General features: G+C 65.7%; 14 protein-coding genes. 10 read left to right on the top strand and 4 right to left on the bottom strand.

What is annotated here, in order from left to right:
• The first annotated feature begins 348 nt into the window (after positions 1-348).
• The 10 genes from sdhC to B5V03_RS10795 all read left to right on the top strand — a co-directional run bounded on the left by sdhC (position 349) and on the right by B5V03_RS10795 (position 12131).
• The gene (sdhC, locus tag B5V03_RS10750) at positions 349-747 is read left to right on the top strand and encodes a succinate dehydrogenase, cytochrome b556 subunit (RefSeq protein WP_129269946.1); all 399 of its coding nucleotides are present in this window, start codon (positions 349-351) and stop codon (positions 745-747) included.
• Positions 744-1148 carry a succinate dehydrogenase, hydrophobic membrane anchor protein gene (sdhD, locus tag B5V03_RS10755; RefSeq protein ID WP_129269948.1) on the top strand — a complete coding sequence of 135 codons (405 nt, stop codon included), beginning with the start codon at positions 744-746 and terminating at the stop codon, positions 1146-1148. The genes sdhC and sdhD overlap by 4 nt, the downstream gene beginning before the upstream one ends.
• 3 nt (positions 1149-1151) lie before the next feature.
• Positions 1152-2987 carry a succinate dehydrogenase flavoprotein subunit gene (gene sdhA, locus B5V03_RS10760; RefSeq protein WP_129269950.1) on the top strand — a complete coding sequence of 612 codons (1836 nt, stop codon included), beginning with the start codon at positions 1152-1154 and terminating at the stop codon, positions 2985-2987.
• 25 nt (positions 2988-3012) lie between these two features.
• Entirely contained in the window at positions 3013-3795 is a 783-nt protein-coding gene (locus B5V03_RS10765) for a succinate dehydrogenase iron-sulfur subunit (protein WP_129269952.1), read from the top strand.
• Positions 3796-3989: 194 nt separating this feature from the next.
• Positions 3990-6128, top strand: coding sequence for a hybrid sensor histidine kinase/response regulator (locus B5V03_RS10770; protein ID WP_129269954.1), 2139 nt, complete (start codon positions 3990-3992; stop codon positions 6126-6128).
• 52 nt (positions 6129-6180) lie between these two features.
• Positions 6181-8139: an ABC transporter ATP-binding protein/permease gene (locus tag B5V03_RS10775; RefSeq protein WP_129269956.1), complete on the top strand. Its 1959-nt coding sequence runs from the start codon at positions 6181-6183 to the stop codon at positions 8137-8139.
• A 113-nt stretch (positions 8140-8252) separates the two neighbouring features.
• Entirely contained in the window at positions 8253-9077 is an 825-nt protein-coding gene (locus B5V03_RS10780) for an FkbM family methyltransferase (protein ID WP_164987927.1), read from the top strand.
• Positions 9078-9098: 21 nt separating this feature from the next.
• Positions 9099-9485 (top strand): VOC family protein, encoded by a 387-nt coding sequence (locus B5V03_RS10785; RefSeq protein WP_129269958.1) that lies wholly within the window; start codon positions 9099-9101, stop codon positions 9483-9485.
• A 72-nt stretch (positions 9486-9557) separates the two neighbouring features.
• A complete protein-coding gene (locus B5V03_RS42245) occupies positions 9558-9800 on the top strand; it encodes a hypothetical protein (protein ID WP_164987928.1) in 243 nt (80 codons plus the stop codon).
• Between the two features lie 186 nt (positions 9801-9986).
• A complete protein-coding gene (locus B5V03_RS10795; protein ID WP_129269962.1) occupies positions 9987-12131 on the top strand; it encodes an OmpA family protein in 2145 nt (714 codons plus the stop codon).
• 164 nt (positions 12132-12295) lie between these two features.
• Here B5V03_RS10795 and argG read toward each other — a convergent pair whose 3' ends face one another.
• The 4 genes from argG to rlmN form a co-directional block, all read right to left on the bottom strand.
• The gene (argG, locus tag B5V03_RS10800; RefSeq protein WP_129269964.1) at positions 12296-13633 is read right to left on the bottom strand and encodes an argininosuccinate synthase; all 1338 of its coding nucleotides are present in this window, start codon (positions 13631-13633) and stop codon (positions 12296-12298) included.
• A gap of 93 nt (positions 13634-13726) precedes the next feature.
• The gene (locus B5V03_RS10805) at positions 13727-14503 is read right to left on the bottom strand and encodes a phosphatase PAP2 family protein (RefSeq protein ID WP_129269966.1); all 777 of its coding nucleotides are present in this window, start codon (positions 14501-14503) and stop codon (positions 13727-13729) included.
• 55 nt (positions 14504-14558) lie between these two features.
• Entirely contained in the window at positions 14559-15053 is a 495-nt protein-coding gene (locus B5V03_RS10810) for a hypothetical protein (RefSeq protein ID WP_129269968.1), read from the bottom strand.
• A gap of 166 nt (positions 15054-15219) precedes the next feature.
• The gene (gene rlmN / locus B5V03_RS10815) at positions 15220-16422 is read right to left on the bottom strand and encodes a 23S rRNA (adenine(2503)-C(2))-methyltransferase RlmN (RefSeq protein WP_129269970.1); all 1203 of its coding nucleotides are present in this window, start codon (positions 16420-16422) and stop codon (positions 15220-15222) included.
• Between the last annotated feature and the right edge of the window lie 29 nt (positions 16423-16451).

Raw genomic sequence — 16451 nt, forward strand, 5'->3', positions numbered from 1 at the left:
CGGACCAGACGGAGAGCAGGCCAGCGCCCGGCGGACGGGTTGGCGAGGCGACTGACCGCCCCTCTCGGCGGTTTGGACGGCATGGTCCGTTTAGATGCGTTCCAATAGTGATTTCAATGCTTCGGCGCGATCCTGAAGAAACGAATATATATTCCGTCTTTGGTTGATAGGCCAAGGCTCTGGTATACCAAGACGCGATTGGCCTTGTTTCATCAAGGCCCTAGCGCTGAACGGCGGTTCGATTTATGGCGATTTGGTGATTGCACAGGCGAAATCGACTCCGTAAATAGAGCCGACCTTTCGCGATCCCCGCGCGCCCTGCTGGGCCGCCATAAACATTAAAAGCCCATGACCGCACGGATCGAACGACCGCTTTCACCCCACATGCAAGTCTACCGCTGGACGTTGACGATGGCGCTGTCCATCGTCCATCGCGCCACCGGCATCGCCCTCTACGCCGGAACCCTGCTGCTGGTCTGGTGGTTGGTCGCCGCAGCCTCCGGCCACAACGCCTATGCCACCGTCCAGGCATTCACCGGCAGCATCATCGGCCGGCTGATCGTGTTCGGCTACACTTGGGCGCTGATGCACCATATGTTGAGCGGCATCCGGCACTTCGTGTGGGACCTTGGCTACGGCTTCAAGGCCAATGAGCGCGAGGCCCTGACCTGGGGCGCATTGATCGGCGGCATCGTGCTGACGGTGCTGATCTGGATCATCGCCTACGCGATCGGAGGTGTACGATGAGCGCACCCGACACCCCGAAGCGCAGCATGCGCACGCCGCTCGGCCGCGTCCGCAATCTCGGCGCCGCGCATTCCGGCACGTCCGATTTCTGGCGCCAGCGCATCACCGCCGTCGCGATGACCCTGCTGATGCTGCCGGTGATCGTCATCGTCATGATGACGCTCGGCAGCAACCAGGCCGGCGCCAAGGTGATCCTCGGCTCGCTACCGATCGCGGTGATCATGCTCCTCTTCATCGTCGCCAGCGCCTGGCACATGAAGATCGGCATGCAGGTCGTCATCGAGGACTACGTCCACAACGAGAAGCTGAAGCTCATCTCGGTCATGCTCAACAATTTCTTCTCGATCGCCGTCGCGCTCGCCGCGACCTATGCGATCCTGAAACTTTCATCCGGAGTGTAAGCCATGGCCACAGCGACGAATGGCAAAGGCAACGGCGCTCCCGCCACCAACGGCAAAGCCTATCCGATCGAAGACCACACCTATGACGTCGTCGTGGTTGGCGCCGGCGGCGCGGGCCTGCGCGCCACGGTCGGCTGCAGCGAAGCCGGCCTGAAAACGGCCTGCATCACCAAGGTCTTTCCGACCCGCTCGCACACTGTCGCGGCACAGGGTGGCATCTCCGCCTCGCTCGGCAACATGCACAAGGACGACTGGCGCTGGCACATGTACGACACCGTGAAGGGGTCGGACTGGCTCGGTGACCAGGACGCGATCGAATACATGGTGCGCAACGCGCCCGAGGCGGTCTACGAGCTCGAGCATTGGGGCGTGCCGTTCTCGCGCACCGAGGACGGCAAGATCTACCAGCGTCCGTTCGGCGGCATGACCATGGACTACGGCAAGGGCCAGGCGCAGCGCACCTGCGCCGCCGCCGACCGCACCGGCCACGCCATGCTGCACACGATGTACGGCCAGTCGCTGCGCCACGCGGCCGAATTCTTCATCGAGTTCTTCGCCATCGATCTGATCATGGACGACCAGGGCACCTGCCGCGGCGTCATCGCGCTCAAGCTCGACGACGGCACGCTGCACCGGTTCCGCGCCCAGACCGTCATTTTGGCCACCGGCGGTTACGGCCGCGCCTACGCCTCCTGCACCTCGGCGCACACCTGCACCGGTGACGGCGGCGGCATGGTGCTGCGCGCGGGCCTGCCGATGCAGGACATGGAGTTCGTCCAGTTCCACCCGACCGGCATCTACGGCTCGGGCTGTCTCGTCACCGAGGGCGCACGCGGCGAAGGCGGCTATCTCGTCAACTCCGAGGGCGAGCGCTTCATGGAGCGCTACGCGCCGTCCGCAAAGGATCTGGCCTCGCGCGACGTCGTCTCGCGCGCGATGACCATCGAGATCCGCGAAGGCCGCGGCGTCGGCAAGAAGAAGGACCACATCTTCCTGCATCTCGACCATCTCGATCCCGCGGTGCTGGCCGAGCGGCTGCCGGGCATCTCCGAATCCGCGAAGATCTTCGCCAATGTCGATGTGACGCGCGAGCCGATCCCGATCGTGCCGACCGTGCACTACAACATGGGCGGCATCCCCACGAACTATCATGGCGAAGTGCTGACCAAGAAGGACGGCGACGATAACGCCATCATCCCGGGCCTGATGGCGATCGGCGAAGCGGCTTGCGTCTCCGTGCACGGCGCCAACCGCCTCGGCTCGAACTCGCTGATCGACCTCGTCGTGTTCGGCCGCGCTGCCGCGCTGCGTCTCGCCGAGAAGCTCACGCCGAACGCCAGCCAGCCCGAACTGCCGGCGAACTCGTCCGACCTCGCGCTGGGCCGCCTCGACCACTATCGCTACGCCTCCGGTGGCACACCGACCGCGAAGCTGCGCGAAGGCATGCAGCATGTGATGCAGAACAATTGCGCGGTGTTCCGCACCGGCGATATCCTGAGCGAAGGCCAGAATCTGATCGAGAAGGTCCACAGCGGCATCACCGACATCGCGGTGTCCGACCGCTCGCTGGTATGGAATTCCGACCTGATCGAGACGCTGGAATTCGACAATCTGATCTCGCAGGCGGTGGTGACGATGAACTCGGCCGCCAACCGCACCGAGAGCCGCGGCGCGCATGCCCGCGAGGACTTCTCCGAGCGCGACGACAAGAACTGGATGAAGCACACGCTGGCCTGGCTGGACGATGCCGGCAAGGTCAAGATCGAGTACCGCCCGGTTCACGACTACACCATGACCAACGACGTGCAGTACATCCCGCCCAAAGCGCGCGTGTACTGAGCGAACAGCGAAGGCCTGAATCGAAATGGTTGAATTCGCACTTCCGAAGAACTCGAAAATCACCGGCGGCAAGACCTGGCCGAAGCCCGCGGGCGCGACTGAAACGCGCGAATTCCGGGTCTACCGCTGGAACCCTGATGACGGCAAGAATCCGAGCGTCGACACCTATTACGTCGATACCCATGATTGCGGTCCGATGGTGCTGGACGGCCTGATCTGGATCAAGAACAACATCGACCCGTCGCTGACGTTCCGCCGCTCCTGCCGCGAAGGCGTCTGCGGCTCCTGCGCCATGAACATCGACGGCCAGAACACGCTGGCCTGCACCCGCTCGATGCACGACGTGAAGGACGGCGCCGTCAAGATCAATCCGCTGCCGCACCAGCCGGTGGTGAAGGACCTCGTCCCCGACCTCACCAATTTCTACGCGCAGTACGCCTCAATCGAGCCTTGGCTGAAGACGACCTCGCCGACGCCGCAAAAAGAGTGGAAGCAGAGCCACGAGGATCGCGAGAAGCTCGACGGCCTCTACGAGTGCATTCTCTGCGCCTGCTGCTCGACCTCGTGCCCAAGCTACTGGTGGAACAGCGACCGCTATCTCGGTCCCGCCGCGCTGCTCCAGGCCAACCGCTGGGTCAAGGATTCCCGCGACGAGGCGACCGGCGAGCGGCTCGACAATCTCGAGGACCCGTTCCGCCTCTATCGCTGCCACACCATCATGAACTGCGCCAAGGCCTGCCCGAAGGGGTTGAACCCGGCCGAAGCCATCGCCGAGCTCAAGCTCAAGATGGTCGAGCGCCAGATCTAGGGTCGCCATTCACGCCTCGATCCCCGGCCCGAATGGCCGGGGCATTCTACAGCCGGTACGGATTTTAGGAAATTTTTCTTCTGCTCCGTACCACGCGCGAATCACCGGATTGCAACCTCCGGTTCCCGCCATAAGCCGCTTCCTTCCCGGCGCGAAATTCAAGTAAGCTCTCCGGTCGGGGGACCGGAGCGACCGTGCAGGGCGCGCAACGCAATTCGCTGAGACTGTTGCAGTGGATGATGGCTGCATCCCTGGCGCTTCCGATTGCGCTGTTCGGCATCGCTTCCACGATCTCCTACACATCGACCAAAGACATTGCCGACCGCGAGATCGAGCGCACGCTCGATGTCGCGCATGAACACGCGCTCAAGGTGTTCGAAACCATCGACCGCAGCCTTGCCGAGATCAACGAGGTGGTGCGCGGCCTTCCCGACGACATCATCCGCGCACGCGAGCCGGCGCTGCACCGCCGCCTGAAGCGCCTGACCGATGCGCTGCCTCAGCTCAAATCGGCCTGGATCTTCGATGCCAGCGGAAGATCGCTGGTCAACAGTCTCGCCTCGCCGCCTCCGCAGCAGAGTTTTGCGGACCGCGACTATTTCATTGCTCATGTCGACCAGAACGTCGGAAGTTTTATCGGGGCGTCGCTGACGCCGCGCCCGCCCTATCAGGGCGCGCGCTTCTTCGGCGTGAGCCGGCGCCGCGAGACCGACGACGGCAGCTTCATCGGCGTGATCCAGGCCTCGGTCCTGCCGGAATACTTTGAGAGCTTTTACGCCAGGATCGGCTCGGATCCCGGCAGCTTCTTCGCGATGGGACGCACCGACGGTGTGTTGCTCACCCATTTCCCCCGGCTCGACCGTGATCTTCGGCTCGATCCGACCGGGCCGGTCGGGCAGCAGATCGCCGCACACGCCGACCATGGCCTCATGACCGTCGCCTGGCCGTCGGACGGGATCGAGCGCCGCATCGGCTACAGGCGCGTCGCCGAGTATCCGATCTATATCAGCGCGGGCCTGGAGACCTCGGCCATTCGCGCACGCTGGTACGCGACCATCGGCCAGCATCTGGTGTTCGGCATTCCGGCCACGGCGCTGCTGTTTCTGCTGCTGGCGTTCGCGTTCCGGCGCACCCAGCACCTCCAGCTTGAGGCTGCAAGGCGGCGTGAGGCCGAGGAGGCGCTCAAGCACAGCCAGCGCCTGGAGGCGCTCGGGCAGCTCACCGGCGGCGTCGCGCACGATTTCAACAATCTGCTGACCGTGATCCGCGCCTCGGTCGATTTGTTGAACCGGCCGCAGCTGACGGAGGAGCGGCGGCAACGCTACATCACCGCGATTGCGGACGCGGTCGCGCGCGCCGCCAGGCTGACCTCCCAGCTCCTCGCCTTTGCGCGGCGCCAGACCCTGAAACCCGAGGTGTTCGACGTCGGCGAGCGGGTGCAGTCGCTGCACGACATGCTCGCCACGCTGCTCGGACCGGCGATCGAGATCACGATATGGCTGCCGGCGGAGCCCTGCCTCGTCAATGCCGATGCCAGCCAGTTCGAGACGGCGCTGATCAACATGGCGACCAATGCGCGCGATGCCATGCAAGGCATGGGAAAGATCGCCTTCAGGATCGAACCGGCAACGACCGTTCCGGACTCGCTGGCGCATCTCGTGTGCAGTCATGGCTTCATCAGTGTCGCCGTCAGTGATACCGGCATCGGCATTCCCGCCGCGCGGCTCGGGCGCATCTTCGAGCCGTTCTTCACCACCAAGCAGGTCGGCCACGGCACTGGCCTCGGCCTGTCTCAGGTGTTCGGCTTCGCCCGGCAGTCGGGCGGCGAGGTGACGGTCACGAGCGAAGTCGGACAGGGCAGCACGTTCTCGCTCTATCTGCCGCGCGTGCCGGCGGACCTGCTGCCGCAGCAGCAGGCGCCGAACACGGCACCCGCGGCGGCCGGCAGCGGCATGTCGGTGCTGGTGGTCGAGGACAATATCGAGCTCGCCAATTTCGCCGCCGATGGCCTCACCGAGCTCGGTTACAGCATCACGCTGGTCGACAATGCCAACGATGCGTTGGCGGAATTGGTTGTGGACTCGGATCGGTTCGACGTCGTGTTCTCGGACGTGGTGATGCCTGACATGACCGGGCTCGATCTCGCGCATGCGATCCGCGACCGCGGCATCGGTGTGCCGATCGTGCTGACCACCGGCTACAGCGAGGCGCTGTCGCAGGAGGGAAGCCTTGGCTTCGATCTCGTGCAAAAGCCCTATTCGATCGAGGAATTGTCGCGCGTCCTCCACAAGGCGGCGCGGGTGCGCCGGCTGCGCCACGGCGCCGCCGAGTGATTCGGCATGGGAACCGAATGGAACCGTTTGATTTCCTTCGCGTTGTCCGCGCATGAGCAAGCCGGCCGTAAAGCGCGAACAGGGCAGGAAGCGGCCCATCGTCGAGATCAAGGGTGAGAACGGCGATGAGGTCGCCCCGCCGCCGCCGGAGCTGGTCGAGCCCGATCCCGAACTCTCGCCCGAGGAGGCCGAGCAGGCCCGCAAGGACTACCTGCTGACGCGCTTCTGGATCAGCGCCCGCGGCTTCTGGGGCCGCAACGGCGACCGGCTGGCGTGGCTCTACTCGATCGGCCTCGGCGTACTGATCGTCCTCGCCGTGGCGTTCCAATACGGCATCAATGTCTGGAATCGCGCGATCTTCGACGCGATCGAGACCCGTGATGCAGCCAGCGTGTTTCATCTCACCGCGGTGTTCTTCCCGCTCGCGATCGGCAGCATCGTGCTCGGCGTCGCGCAGGTGTTTGCGCGCATGGGCATCCAGCGGCGCTGGCGCGCCTGGCTGACGGCAAGCGTGCTGACGCGCTGGCTCAAGAACGGGCGCTACTACCAGCTCAACCTCGTCGGCGGCGACCACAAGAATCCGGAATACCGGATCGCCGAGGACTTACGCATTGCAACGGACTCGCCGGTGGACTTCCTCGCCGGCGTCACCTCGGCCCTGCTGTCGGCCGCGACCTTCATCGTCGTGCTCTGGACCATCGGCGGTGCGCTGACCGTCACGCTCGGTGGCTCGACCATCACAATACCCGGCTTCCTCGTCATCGCCGCGGTGCTCTACGCCGCGATCGCATCGGGGTCGATCCTGACGATCGGCCGCCAGTTCGTGCAGGTCTCGGAGGACAAGAACCAGGCCGAGGCCGACTTCCGCTACACGCTGACGCGCGTGCGCGAGAACGGCGAGAGCATCGCGCTGCTCGGCGGCGAGGAGGAAGAGCGCGGCGGCATCGACCGCAATTTCACCGGCGTGCTGCGGCAATGGGCGCGGCTGGCCGGCCAGCACATGCGCACCACGCTGGTGTCGCAGGGTTCGAACCTCGTTGCGCCCGTGGTCCCTCTCTTGCTCTGCGCGCCAAAATTCCTCGACGGCAGCATGACGCTCGGACAGGTGATGCAGGCCGCCTCCGCCTTCACCATCGTGCAGAGCGCGTTCGGCTGGCTGGTCGACAATTATCCGCGGCTCGCCGACTGGAATGCCTGCGCCCGCCGCATCGCCTCGCTGATGATGTCGCTCGACGGGCTCGAGCGCGCCGAGCAGGGCGACGGAATCGGCCGCATCAAGCGCGGCGAGACCAGCAACGAGGCGATACTGGAGCTGAAGGATCTCTCCGTCACGCTCGACGACGGCACCGCCGTGGTCGGGGAGACCGAAGTCGTGGTCGAGCCGGGCGAGCGGCTGCTGGTCGCCGGCGAATCCGGCACCGGCAAGAGCACGCTGGTGCGCGCCATCGCCGGGCTCTGGCCATGGGGCGACGGCAGCGTCAATTTCCATCCGGACCGGCGGCTGTTCATGCTGCCGCAGCGGCCCTACGTGCCGTCCGGCAGCTTGCGCCGCGCGGTCGCCTATCCCGGCGCCGAGGACGACTGGACCGTCGAGGAGATCGGCGAAGCCCTGGACAAGGTCGGCCTCGACCATCTCAAGGAGAAGATCGAAGAAGACGGGCCGTGGGATCAGACGCTGTCCGGCGGCGAGAAACAGCGTCTCGCCTTCGCAAGGCTGCTGCTGCACAGCCCCGACATCGTCGTGCTCGACGAGGCGACCTCGGCGCTCGACGAGAAGAGCCAGGACAAGATGATGCAGATGGTCACCGACGAGCTGCCGAAGGCGACCATCGTCAGCGTCGCGCATCGCGTCGAGCTGGAAGCGTTCCACAGCCGCAAGATCGTGCTGGAGCGCCGCAAGGGCGGCGCAAAGCTCGTCAGTGACATCGACCTGATCCCGCGCAAGGGCAAGCGCAAGCTGCTCGGTCGCTTCCTGCGCCAGCGCAAGGCGGCGCCGAAGAAGGCGGCGTGAAGCCCGTAGCCCGGATCGAGCGCAGCGCAATCCGGGCTACGGGCGTCTCGCGGCGATTGGAGTCCCTGGCAAAACCGGCTATGCATGCGCCGTTTGCAACGAGGACCGCCTGCTTGACGCCCGACAACGCCCTTTCGTCCGCGCCGTTCGGTGCGTTTGCGCCGAACGCGGCACAGGCCGCGATCATTCGCCTCACGCAACAATTGGGGCTGAAGCGCGGCGCATTCCGGCCATGGATGTCGCGGCTGGTCAATTTGCTGCGCGGCGGTCCCCTTGACGTCCAGTATCAGGGCGCCTCGTTTCGGTTCTATCACCAGGGCAGTGCGACCGAGCGCGGCGCGCTGTTCAATCCCGACTACAATCTCGATGAGCTCGACTTCCTGCGCCAGCACACGCCAATGGGCGGCACGTTCGTCGATGTCGGTGCCAATGTCGGCACGTTTGCGCTGGTGATGGCGCGACGGGTCGGCCCCACAGGCAAGGTGGTCGCGATCGAGCCGCATCCGCTGACGTTCGGACGGCTCTCGTTCAACCATGCCGCATCGAACGCGACGCAGGTGCGGCTGATCCAGGCCGCCGCGGGCGACAGCGACGGTGAGCTGATGATCGAAAGCGGCGGCGGCAATCTCGGCGCCACCCACGTCGTCACCGGCACAGCCAGCACCGAGGCGATCAAGGTCCCGTCGCTGCGACTGACGCGCATTCTCGACGAGGCCGGCGTCGGCCAGGTCGATGCGCTCAAGATCGACGTCGAGGGTTTTGAGGACCGCGTGCTGATCGGCTTCTTCCGCGATGCACCGCCATCGCTGTGGCCGCGCGCAGTCGTGATCGAGCATCTGTCACAAAACGAATGGCAGCAGGATTGTATCGCTGACATGGTCGCGCGCGGCTTTGCGATCGCGCGCAAGACGCGGAGCAATACGTTCCTGTCGCGCTGACAACGAACCACGGAGGTTGTGATGATCGATCATCTGGGCTTTCCCGTCTCCGACTATGAGCGCGCCAAAGCGTTCTACGCCAAGGCGCTTGCGCCACTCGGCTACAGCCTGATCATGGAAGTGACGCAGGAGCAGACCGGCCACGACGCGGCCGCGGGTTTCGGCGCCGACGGCAAGCCGGACTTCTGGATCGGCGGCGAGGGCGCGCTGAACAAGCCGGTGCATGTCGCGATCCTCGCGAAAGACCGCGCGACCGTCGATGCGTTTTACAAGGCTGCGATAGCCGCCGGCGGTCGCGATAATGGCGGACCGGGCATCCGGGCGCATTATCACGTGAACTACTATGGCGCGTTCGTGCTCGATCCTGATGGCCACAACATCGAGGCCGTCTGTCACGCGCCGGAATAGAGCGAGCAGACGCGGAACATCGGCGCCGCATCATCGTTGTCGTTCTCCTGACAACCGATCTCGATGATGCCGATGCCGATCGAACCGCCCGAGATTCCGCCGGCAACACCGGGGACTCCGACCGAGCCGCCGCCCGGAATTCCGCCGGGCAATCCGCAGCCTGAAATCACACCGCCGGTGCGCGAGCCCGGCTCGCCACCACGGCCCGACGAATTGCCGGGCCGCATGCCTGAAGAGATTCCATCGCGCGGGCCGAATGGCCCGCTCACGCCAAATCCTGCGACGGACGCAATGCCGCCGCGAAATCATAGATGAGGCGAAGCATCACATGTGAGGCGATTGCAACCAGCGTCTGAATGCGCAATGAACGTTGCTAGAGTGACGTGATTTCCATGCAGAAATAAATCGGGCCGCGACTGCTTCGCCCGCCACAATCCGGCCTAACGCGTAGCTGCTCATCCCAACACTTTGTCAAAGAACCTTCCGGGGAAGTTGACCACCATGACCAACCTTCGTTTCGTGCTGCTTGCGACCACGGCTCTGACCGCGATGCAATTGGCAAACACCGTATCGCATGCTCAAAGCGCGCCGCTCGTCGTCGCTCAGGCCCAGCCAGAGACTGGCCCTGACGGAAAACCGAAGCAGCCGCCGAAGGGACCGCCGGCCGCCGCGCCGCCTGCGGCACCCGCGCGCCCGGCCGCGCCGCCGCCCGCGGCCGCACCGCCTCATCCGCCCGCAGCGCCTCCGCCGGCAGCCGCACCGCCGCGCCCGGCAGCGCCGCCGCCACCTCCGCCCCCGCCTGCAGCCCGTCCGGCTCCTCCGCCGCCCCCGCCGCCGCCTGCCGCTCCCAAGCCGTCCGCGCCGCCCCCGGCTGCGGCCCCGCAGCAGCATGCGCCGACGCCACCCCCGCCGGCCCCGCCTGCGGCGCGCCCGGCTCCGACACCGCCGGCCCCGCCTCCCGCCGCGGCTCCGCAGCAGCACGCGCCGACGCCCCCGCCCGCCGCGGCTCATCCGACGCCGACACCTCCGCCGCCCCCGGCAGCAGGACCCGCAGGACGGCCCGCGCCTGCGCCCACCGCGACACCCCCTGCTCCGACGGCGGCGCCCGCAGCCCGGCCGAATGCGCCCGCTCCGGCAACCACACCTGCACCGACAACGACGCCCGCGCCGACTGCGACCCCGGCTCCCGGCAGCACGCCCGCTGCACCGCCGCCGGGCCGCCCCGGCGCGCCGCCGCCCGGCGGTCGTCCCGGCACGCCTCCGGCGGCAGGATCGCCGTCACCGGCTCCCGGTGCCGCACCCGCTCCGACGGCTACGCCGGCCCCTGGTGCAGTGACGCCGCCGCCCGGACGCCCCGGTGCAGCGCCGGCTCCCGGCGCGACCCCGGCTCCCACCGCAACGCCGACGCCCGGCCAACAGGGTGGAACGCCTCCCGCGGGCGCGCCCGCTGCCGGAACTCCGCCCACATCGCCGCAAGCGGGTGCTCCACCCCGGCCGCCGGCTCCTCCCGCTGGCGCCGCGGCACCGAGCACCGTCCCGGGCTCCGCGGCCGCAACGCCGCCGCCCGACAGGGCCCAATACAGGCCGCCGACGGTTGCCCCTGCCTTCCGCGCCGCACCCACGACGACCACGCCGCTGCCGCCTGCGCCGCGTCCGCCGCAGCGTGACCTGACACCGCTCGCGATCGGCGCGGGCGTGGTGGCCGGCGCCGTGATCGGCGCGACCATCGCCGACCTCCACAACCAGCGACGCGAGAGCGTCGAAGGCGGCCGCACCGTCTACACCGAGCCGGATCGCATCATCATCCGCGATCCCGGCGGGCAGGCCTATGTCCGCGGCAACGATCTCTATCGATTCCGCTACGGCGCCCGCGACATCCGCACCGACATCGTCGGCGGCGATACCCGCACCGTCGTTATCCGTCCCGACGGCAGCGAGATCATCACCGTGGTCGCTCCGGACGGCCGGTTGCTGCGGCGAATCCGCCGAGACCCCGGCGGGCGCGAGATCATCATCATCGACAACAGCTACCGTGATCCGCAGTCGGTCGGCGGCTTCTATGTCGACGCGCCGCCGCCGGTCGTGAACATTCCCTACGATCGCTACATCGTCGATGCCCAGGAAGCGTCGCCGGACGTGATCTACCAGACCATGGAAGCACCCCCGGTGCAGCGGATCAGTCGGCGCTACACGCTCGACGAAATCCGCTACAGCCCGAATATTCGCATGCAGATGCCGAGCATCGACGTCAACACGATCACCTTCGAGACGGGTTCGTGGACGATCCCACCGGACCAGGCGGCGAAGCTGCAAGCGATCGCCGACGGCCTCAACCGTGCGATCCAGGCCAACCCGCGCGTGGTGTTCCTGATCGAGGGACACACTGATGCGGTCGGCAACGAGGTCGACAATCTGTCGCTGTCGGATCGCCGCGCGCAGTCCGCGGCCGAATTGCTGACCCAGCAGTTCGGCGTGCCCTCGGAGAACCTGACGTCGCAGGGCTATGGCGAGCAGTACCTGAAGGAGCAGACGCAGGGGCCGAGCGCGATCAACCGGCGCGTCACCGTCCGCAACATCACGCCACTGCTCAACGGTGGCCAGGCCTCGCTGCCACCGCCCCCGCCCGGCACCGCGCCGCCGCGCTGAGGTGATAGCCACAAATGCAAAATGGCCGGGAGCGATCCCGGCCATTTTTTTCGTCATTGCGAGGAGCGAAGCGACGAAGCAATCCAGACTGTCACCGCGGAAAGATTCTGGATTGCTTCGCTTCGCTCGCAATGACGAATGAAGCGACAGTCGCGGTTACAGCGTCAACCCTTGTCGCTCTCGAGCTTGAAGATCTGCGAGCCTTCGCTGCCCGACAGCAGGCCGGTCTTCGAATAGAGACCGAGCTTCGTCCGCGTGTCGGCGATGTCGAGATTGCGCATGGTGAGCTGACCGATGCGGTCGGCCGGCGTGAACGGCGCGTCCTCCACCTTCTCCATGCTGAGTCTTTCAGGCGCATAGGTGAGGTTCGGACTCTCGGTGTTGAGGATCGAATAGTCGTTGCCGCGGCGCAGCTCCAGCGTTACCTCGCCGGTGACGGCGCGCGCGACCCAGCGCTGTGCGGTCTCGCGCAGCATCAGGGCCTGCGAATCGAACCAGCGACCCTGATAGAGCAGGCGGCCCAGGCGCATGCCGCTGATGCGGTATTGCTCGATCGTATCCTCGTTGTGAATGCCGGTGACGAGGCGCTCATAGGCGATGTGCAGCAGCGCCATGCCGGGCGCTTCGTAGATGCCGCGGCTCTTGGCTTCGATGATGCGGTTCTCGATCTGGTCGCTCATACCGAGGCCGTGGCGGCCGCCGATGGCGTTGGCTTCGAGGAACAGCGCGACCGGATCAGAGAAGGTCTGGCCGTTCAGCGCAACCGGCTGGCCTTCCTCGAAACGCACCACGACCCTCTCGGCCTTCACAGCGCAGTCGTCGCGCCAGAACGGCACGCCCATGATCGGATTGACGATCTTGATGCCGCTGTCGAGGCTCTCGAGATCCTTTGCCTCATGCGTGGCCCCGAGCAGATTGCTGTCGGTCGAGTACGCCTTCTCGGCGCTCATCTTGTAGGCAAATCCCTGCGCCGTCATGAACGCCGACATCTCGGCGCGGCCGCCGAGCTCGTCGATGAACTGCTGGTCGAGCCAAGGCTTGTAGATCTTCAGGCCCGGATTGGTCAGCAGGCCGTAGCGATAGAAGCGCTCGATATCGTTACCCTTGAAGGTCGAACCGTCGCCCCAGATGTTGACGCCGTCCTCCTTCATGGCCGCGACCAGCATCGTGCCGGTGACCGCGCGGCCGAGCGGCGTGGTGTTGAAATAGGTGATGCCGCCGGTCGAGATGTGGAAGGCGCCGGACTGGATCGCGGCGATGCCCTCGTGGACGAGCTGGGTGCGGCAATCGACGAGCAGCGCTTTCTCGGCGCCGAACTCCATCGCCTTGCGGGGGATCTCGTTGTAGTCGGCTTCATCCGGCTGGCCGAGATTGGCGGTATAGGCGTAGCAGCGCGCGCCCTTCTGCTTCATCCAGAGCAGCGCCGCGCTGGTGTCGAGGCCACCCGAAAACGCGATGCCGACTTTCTCACCCTTGGGCAGGCTTTTCAGGATCGTGGTCATGGCGCTTCCAATCGGGTCTCAAGGGGCTGATGCGAGGGCGAACTTGACCGGGCGAATATCAAATTTCGCAGGCCTCGGCACCCATTTAATGGCTCAAACCGAGGACTCGGCCCCCGTCTTGCGGCCGAACAGGCGCTGGCGGAGCCGGTAGGCGGGCATGTTCAGCCGGGTCAGGGCGGCATCGACCGCCGCGTCCGAGAACCGGGTCCGCGGCCAGCGGTAAATCAGCGCGTAGGCGAACCAGATCACGACAAAAGTGACGAGGCCGGCGATCGACACGTCCGTAAAGAAATGTCCGCCGAACGCCATCCGCAGCCCGCTGGTGACGGCGCCGAAGATGACCGCACCGGCATAGGCGAGCGGCCGCCACGCCGGTGGCGCCAGCGCAGCCGGGGCCACCGTCCAGAACGCGGTCGCGCCTTCGCCGGAGAAGAACGAGCAGTTGCGCGCGCAGTCGCCGCGCGGATCCCACCACGGCACGAACTGCTGGTCGCCGGCAAACTGCGTCACCACCACCGGACGAGGCCGGCCCCAATAGGACTTGAAGGTGAGGTTGGTGAGGATGCCGGCCGACATGATGATCGTGACCAGCAGGAACACGATCGCGCGCCCCGACACCATCAGGGGACGGTCCGGCCGGACCATCTTGACCACGAGCGCGACCAGCGGCGGCACCACGAAGGCCCAGGAGACCCACATCGCGGCGTCACGCGCAAAGCCTGCCCAATCGTTCAGCTTGAGCGGAAACGTCTTCGTCTCGGGGTCGAAGAACAGCGCGGCGAGCTTGAGATCGAGCTCGGGGTAGAGGCCGAAAACGACGCCGATTACGAGCCACAGCGCCAGGGCGATGAAGAGTCCAGTCCGGTTCATGCGCGCGGTTTAGCGGAGTGGAGGAGGGATGAAAACCCCGGAATGACAGCACAAACTACCGCGCATCCGGCCTTGAATTCGACGGCAGCGGCGGAGGCGGCATGCGCGGGGGCGGCGGGTTGCGCCAGGCGCCGGCGTTGCGGCCGGCGATCAGCCAGTAGACGACGCCGGCAACGATGCCCGCGCCGGTCATGATCTCCAGATGCCGCCGCACGATGCCCTCGAACTGCAACGTGTCGGAGTGAAAGGGAATGAGGCCGAGATAGCAGGCGAGCCCGACAAGGCCGCCGCCCACAGCGTAAGCGAGCGCACTGCGGATGTAGAGCGCCTCGGTGATCGCGACGATCACCGCAGCCGGAACCAGCGCAAAGCCCGAGACGAAGATGAAGCCGAAGCCCAGCAAAATATCGATCGTGCCCTGATCGACAGGCCCGGCGCCGAGATCGGCGAACTCCGGGAACAGCAGCGCGATGACGATGATCATGCCGCCGACAAAGCAGGCAGCGAGGAAGCCGACGAAGATGACGATGAGGCGGCCAATCAGGGACATGCTACGGAAGTCACCGTTGTCGTCATTGCGAGGAGCCCGCGACAAAATTGCGAAGCAATTTTGCGATGATGCGACGAAGCAATCCAGACTGTTTCAGCGGAAATATTCTGGATTGCTTCGCTTCGCTCGCAATGACGAGGAGGCGAGAGCGCGCACATAGCTGGCGCTAATCCGTCATCGCCATGGCGCGCAGCGCCTGGCGCTCCCTGGCCGAGAGCTTTTCGGTCTCCGACTTAAGCTGACCGCAGGCGGCGAGGATGTCGCGGCCGCGCGGGGTGCGCACCGGTGAGGAATAGCCGGCATTGAAGATGTATTCGGAGAACTTTTCGATCTGGTCCCAGTCCGAGCATTCGTAGGCCGTGCCAGGCCAGGGATTGAACGGGATCAGGTTGATCTTGGCGTGAATGCCCTTGAGCATCTTCACCAGCAGTTTTGCATCGTCGAGCGAATCGTTGACGCCCTTGAGCATCACATATTCGAAGGTGATGCGGCGTGCGTTCGAGGCGCCGGGATAGTCGCGGCAGGCCTGAAGCAATTCCTTGATCGGATATTTGCGGTTGAGGGGCACCAGCTCGTTGCGCAGCTCGTCGCGCACGGCATGCAGCGAGATCGCGAGCATGACGCCGATCTCGTCACCAGCGCGCACGATGTTCGGCACCACGCCCGAGGTCGACAGCGTGATGCGGCGACGGGAGATGCCGATGCCTTCATTGTCGCCGACGATCAGCAGCGCATCGCGCACCGCGTCGAAATTGTAGAGCGGCTCGCCCATGCCCATCATCACGATGTTGGTGACGCGGCGCGTGCCGTCCTCGCGATCGGCCCAGTCATTGAGACGATCGCGTGCGACCATCACCTGTCCGACGATCTCGCCGGCGGTGAGATTGCGCACCAGGCGCTGCGTGCCGGTGTGGCAGAAGGAGCAATTCAAGGTGCAGCCGACCTGCGAGGAGACGCAGAGCGTGCCGCGATCCGTTTCGGGGATGTACACGCACTCGACTTCATGCGCGCGCTCGACATTGTCGCCGCTCGGCAACCGCAGCAGCCATTTGCGCGTGCCATCATTGGAGATCTGCTCGGCGACGACCTCGGGCCGGTCGACGGTGAAATTCTGCGCGAGCTCGGCGCGAATGCCCTTCGAGACCGAGGTCATGTCGTCAAAACTTTGGGCGCCGCGAAAATACAGCCAGTGCCACAGCTGCTGCACACGCATCTTGCGCTGCGCCGGTGCCACGCCGATCTCGCCAAGGCGATCGGCAAGCTCGGTGCGCGACAGTCCGATCAGCGACGGTTTCGCCGGCGGCACATAGGTTTCGAGCGGAGTTTTCTCCACCAGGATTGCGTTGTGCGGCTCGGTCGTCGGTTGCATTGGATGCCTGATATCTCTCGACATGCCCG

The organism is Bradyrhizobium betae, from assembly GCF_004123905.1.
Lineage (GTDB): Bacteria > Pseudomonadota > Alphaproteobacteria > Rhizobiales > Xanthobacteraceae > Bradyrhizobium > Bradyrhizobium betae_A.

Bases quoted from the DNA above. Each gene is read 5' to 3' on its own strand.
- sdhA (WP_129269950.1), top strand. From the start codon at position 1,152: ATGGCCACAGCGACGAATGGCAAAGGCAACGGCGCTCCCGCCACCAAC.
- B5V03_RS10805 (WP_129269966.1), bottom strand. From the start codon at position 14,503: ATGAACCGGACTGGACTCTTCATCGCCCTGGCGCTGTGGCTCGTAATC.
- B5V03_RS10785 (WP_129269958.1), top strand. From the start codon at position 9,099: ATGATCGATCATCTGGGCTTTCCCGTCTCCGACTATGAGCGCGCCAAA.
- sdhD (WP_129269948.1), top strand. From the start codon at position 744: ATGAGCGCACCCGACACCCCGAAGCGCAGCATGCGCACGCCGCTCGGC.
- B5V03_RS10810 (WP_129269968.1), bottom strand. From the start codon at position 15,053: ATGTCCCTGATTGGCCGCCTCATCGTCATCTTCGTCGGCTTCCTCGCT.
- sdhC (WP_129269946.1), top strand. From the start codon at position 349: ATGACCGCACGGATCGAACGACCGCTTTCACCCCACATGCAAGTCTAC.
- rlmN (WP_129269970.1), bottom strand. From the start codon at position 16,422: ATGCAACCGACGACCGAGCCGCACAACGCAATCCTGGTGGAGAAAACT.
- argG (WP_129269964.1), bottom strand. From the start codon at position 13,633: ATGACCACGATCCTGAAAAGCCTGCCCAAGGGTGAGAAAGTCGGCATC.
- B5V03_RS10775 (WP_129269956.1), top strand. From the start codon at position 6,181: ATGAGCAAGCCGGCCGTAAAGCGCGAACAGGGCAGGAAGCGGCCCATC.
- B5V03_RS10795 (WP_129269962.1), top strand. From the start codon at position 9,987: ATGACCAACCTTCGTTTCGTGCTGCTTGCGACCACGGCTCTGACCGCG.
- B5V03_RS42245 (WP_164987928.1), top strand. From the start codon at position 9,558: ATGCCGATCGAACCGCCCGAGATTCCGCCGGCAACACCGGGGACTCCG.
- B5V03_RS10765 (WP_129269952.1), top strand. From the start codon at position 3,013: ATGGTTGAATTCGCACTTCCGAAGAACTCGAAAATCACCGGCGGCAAG.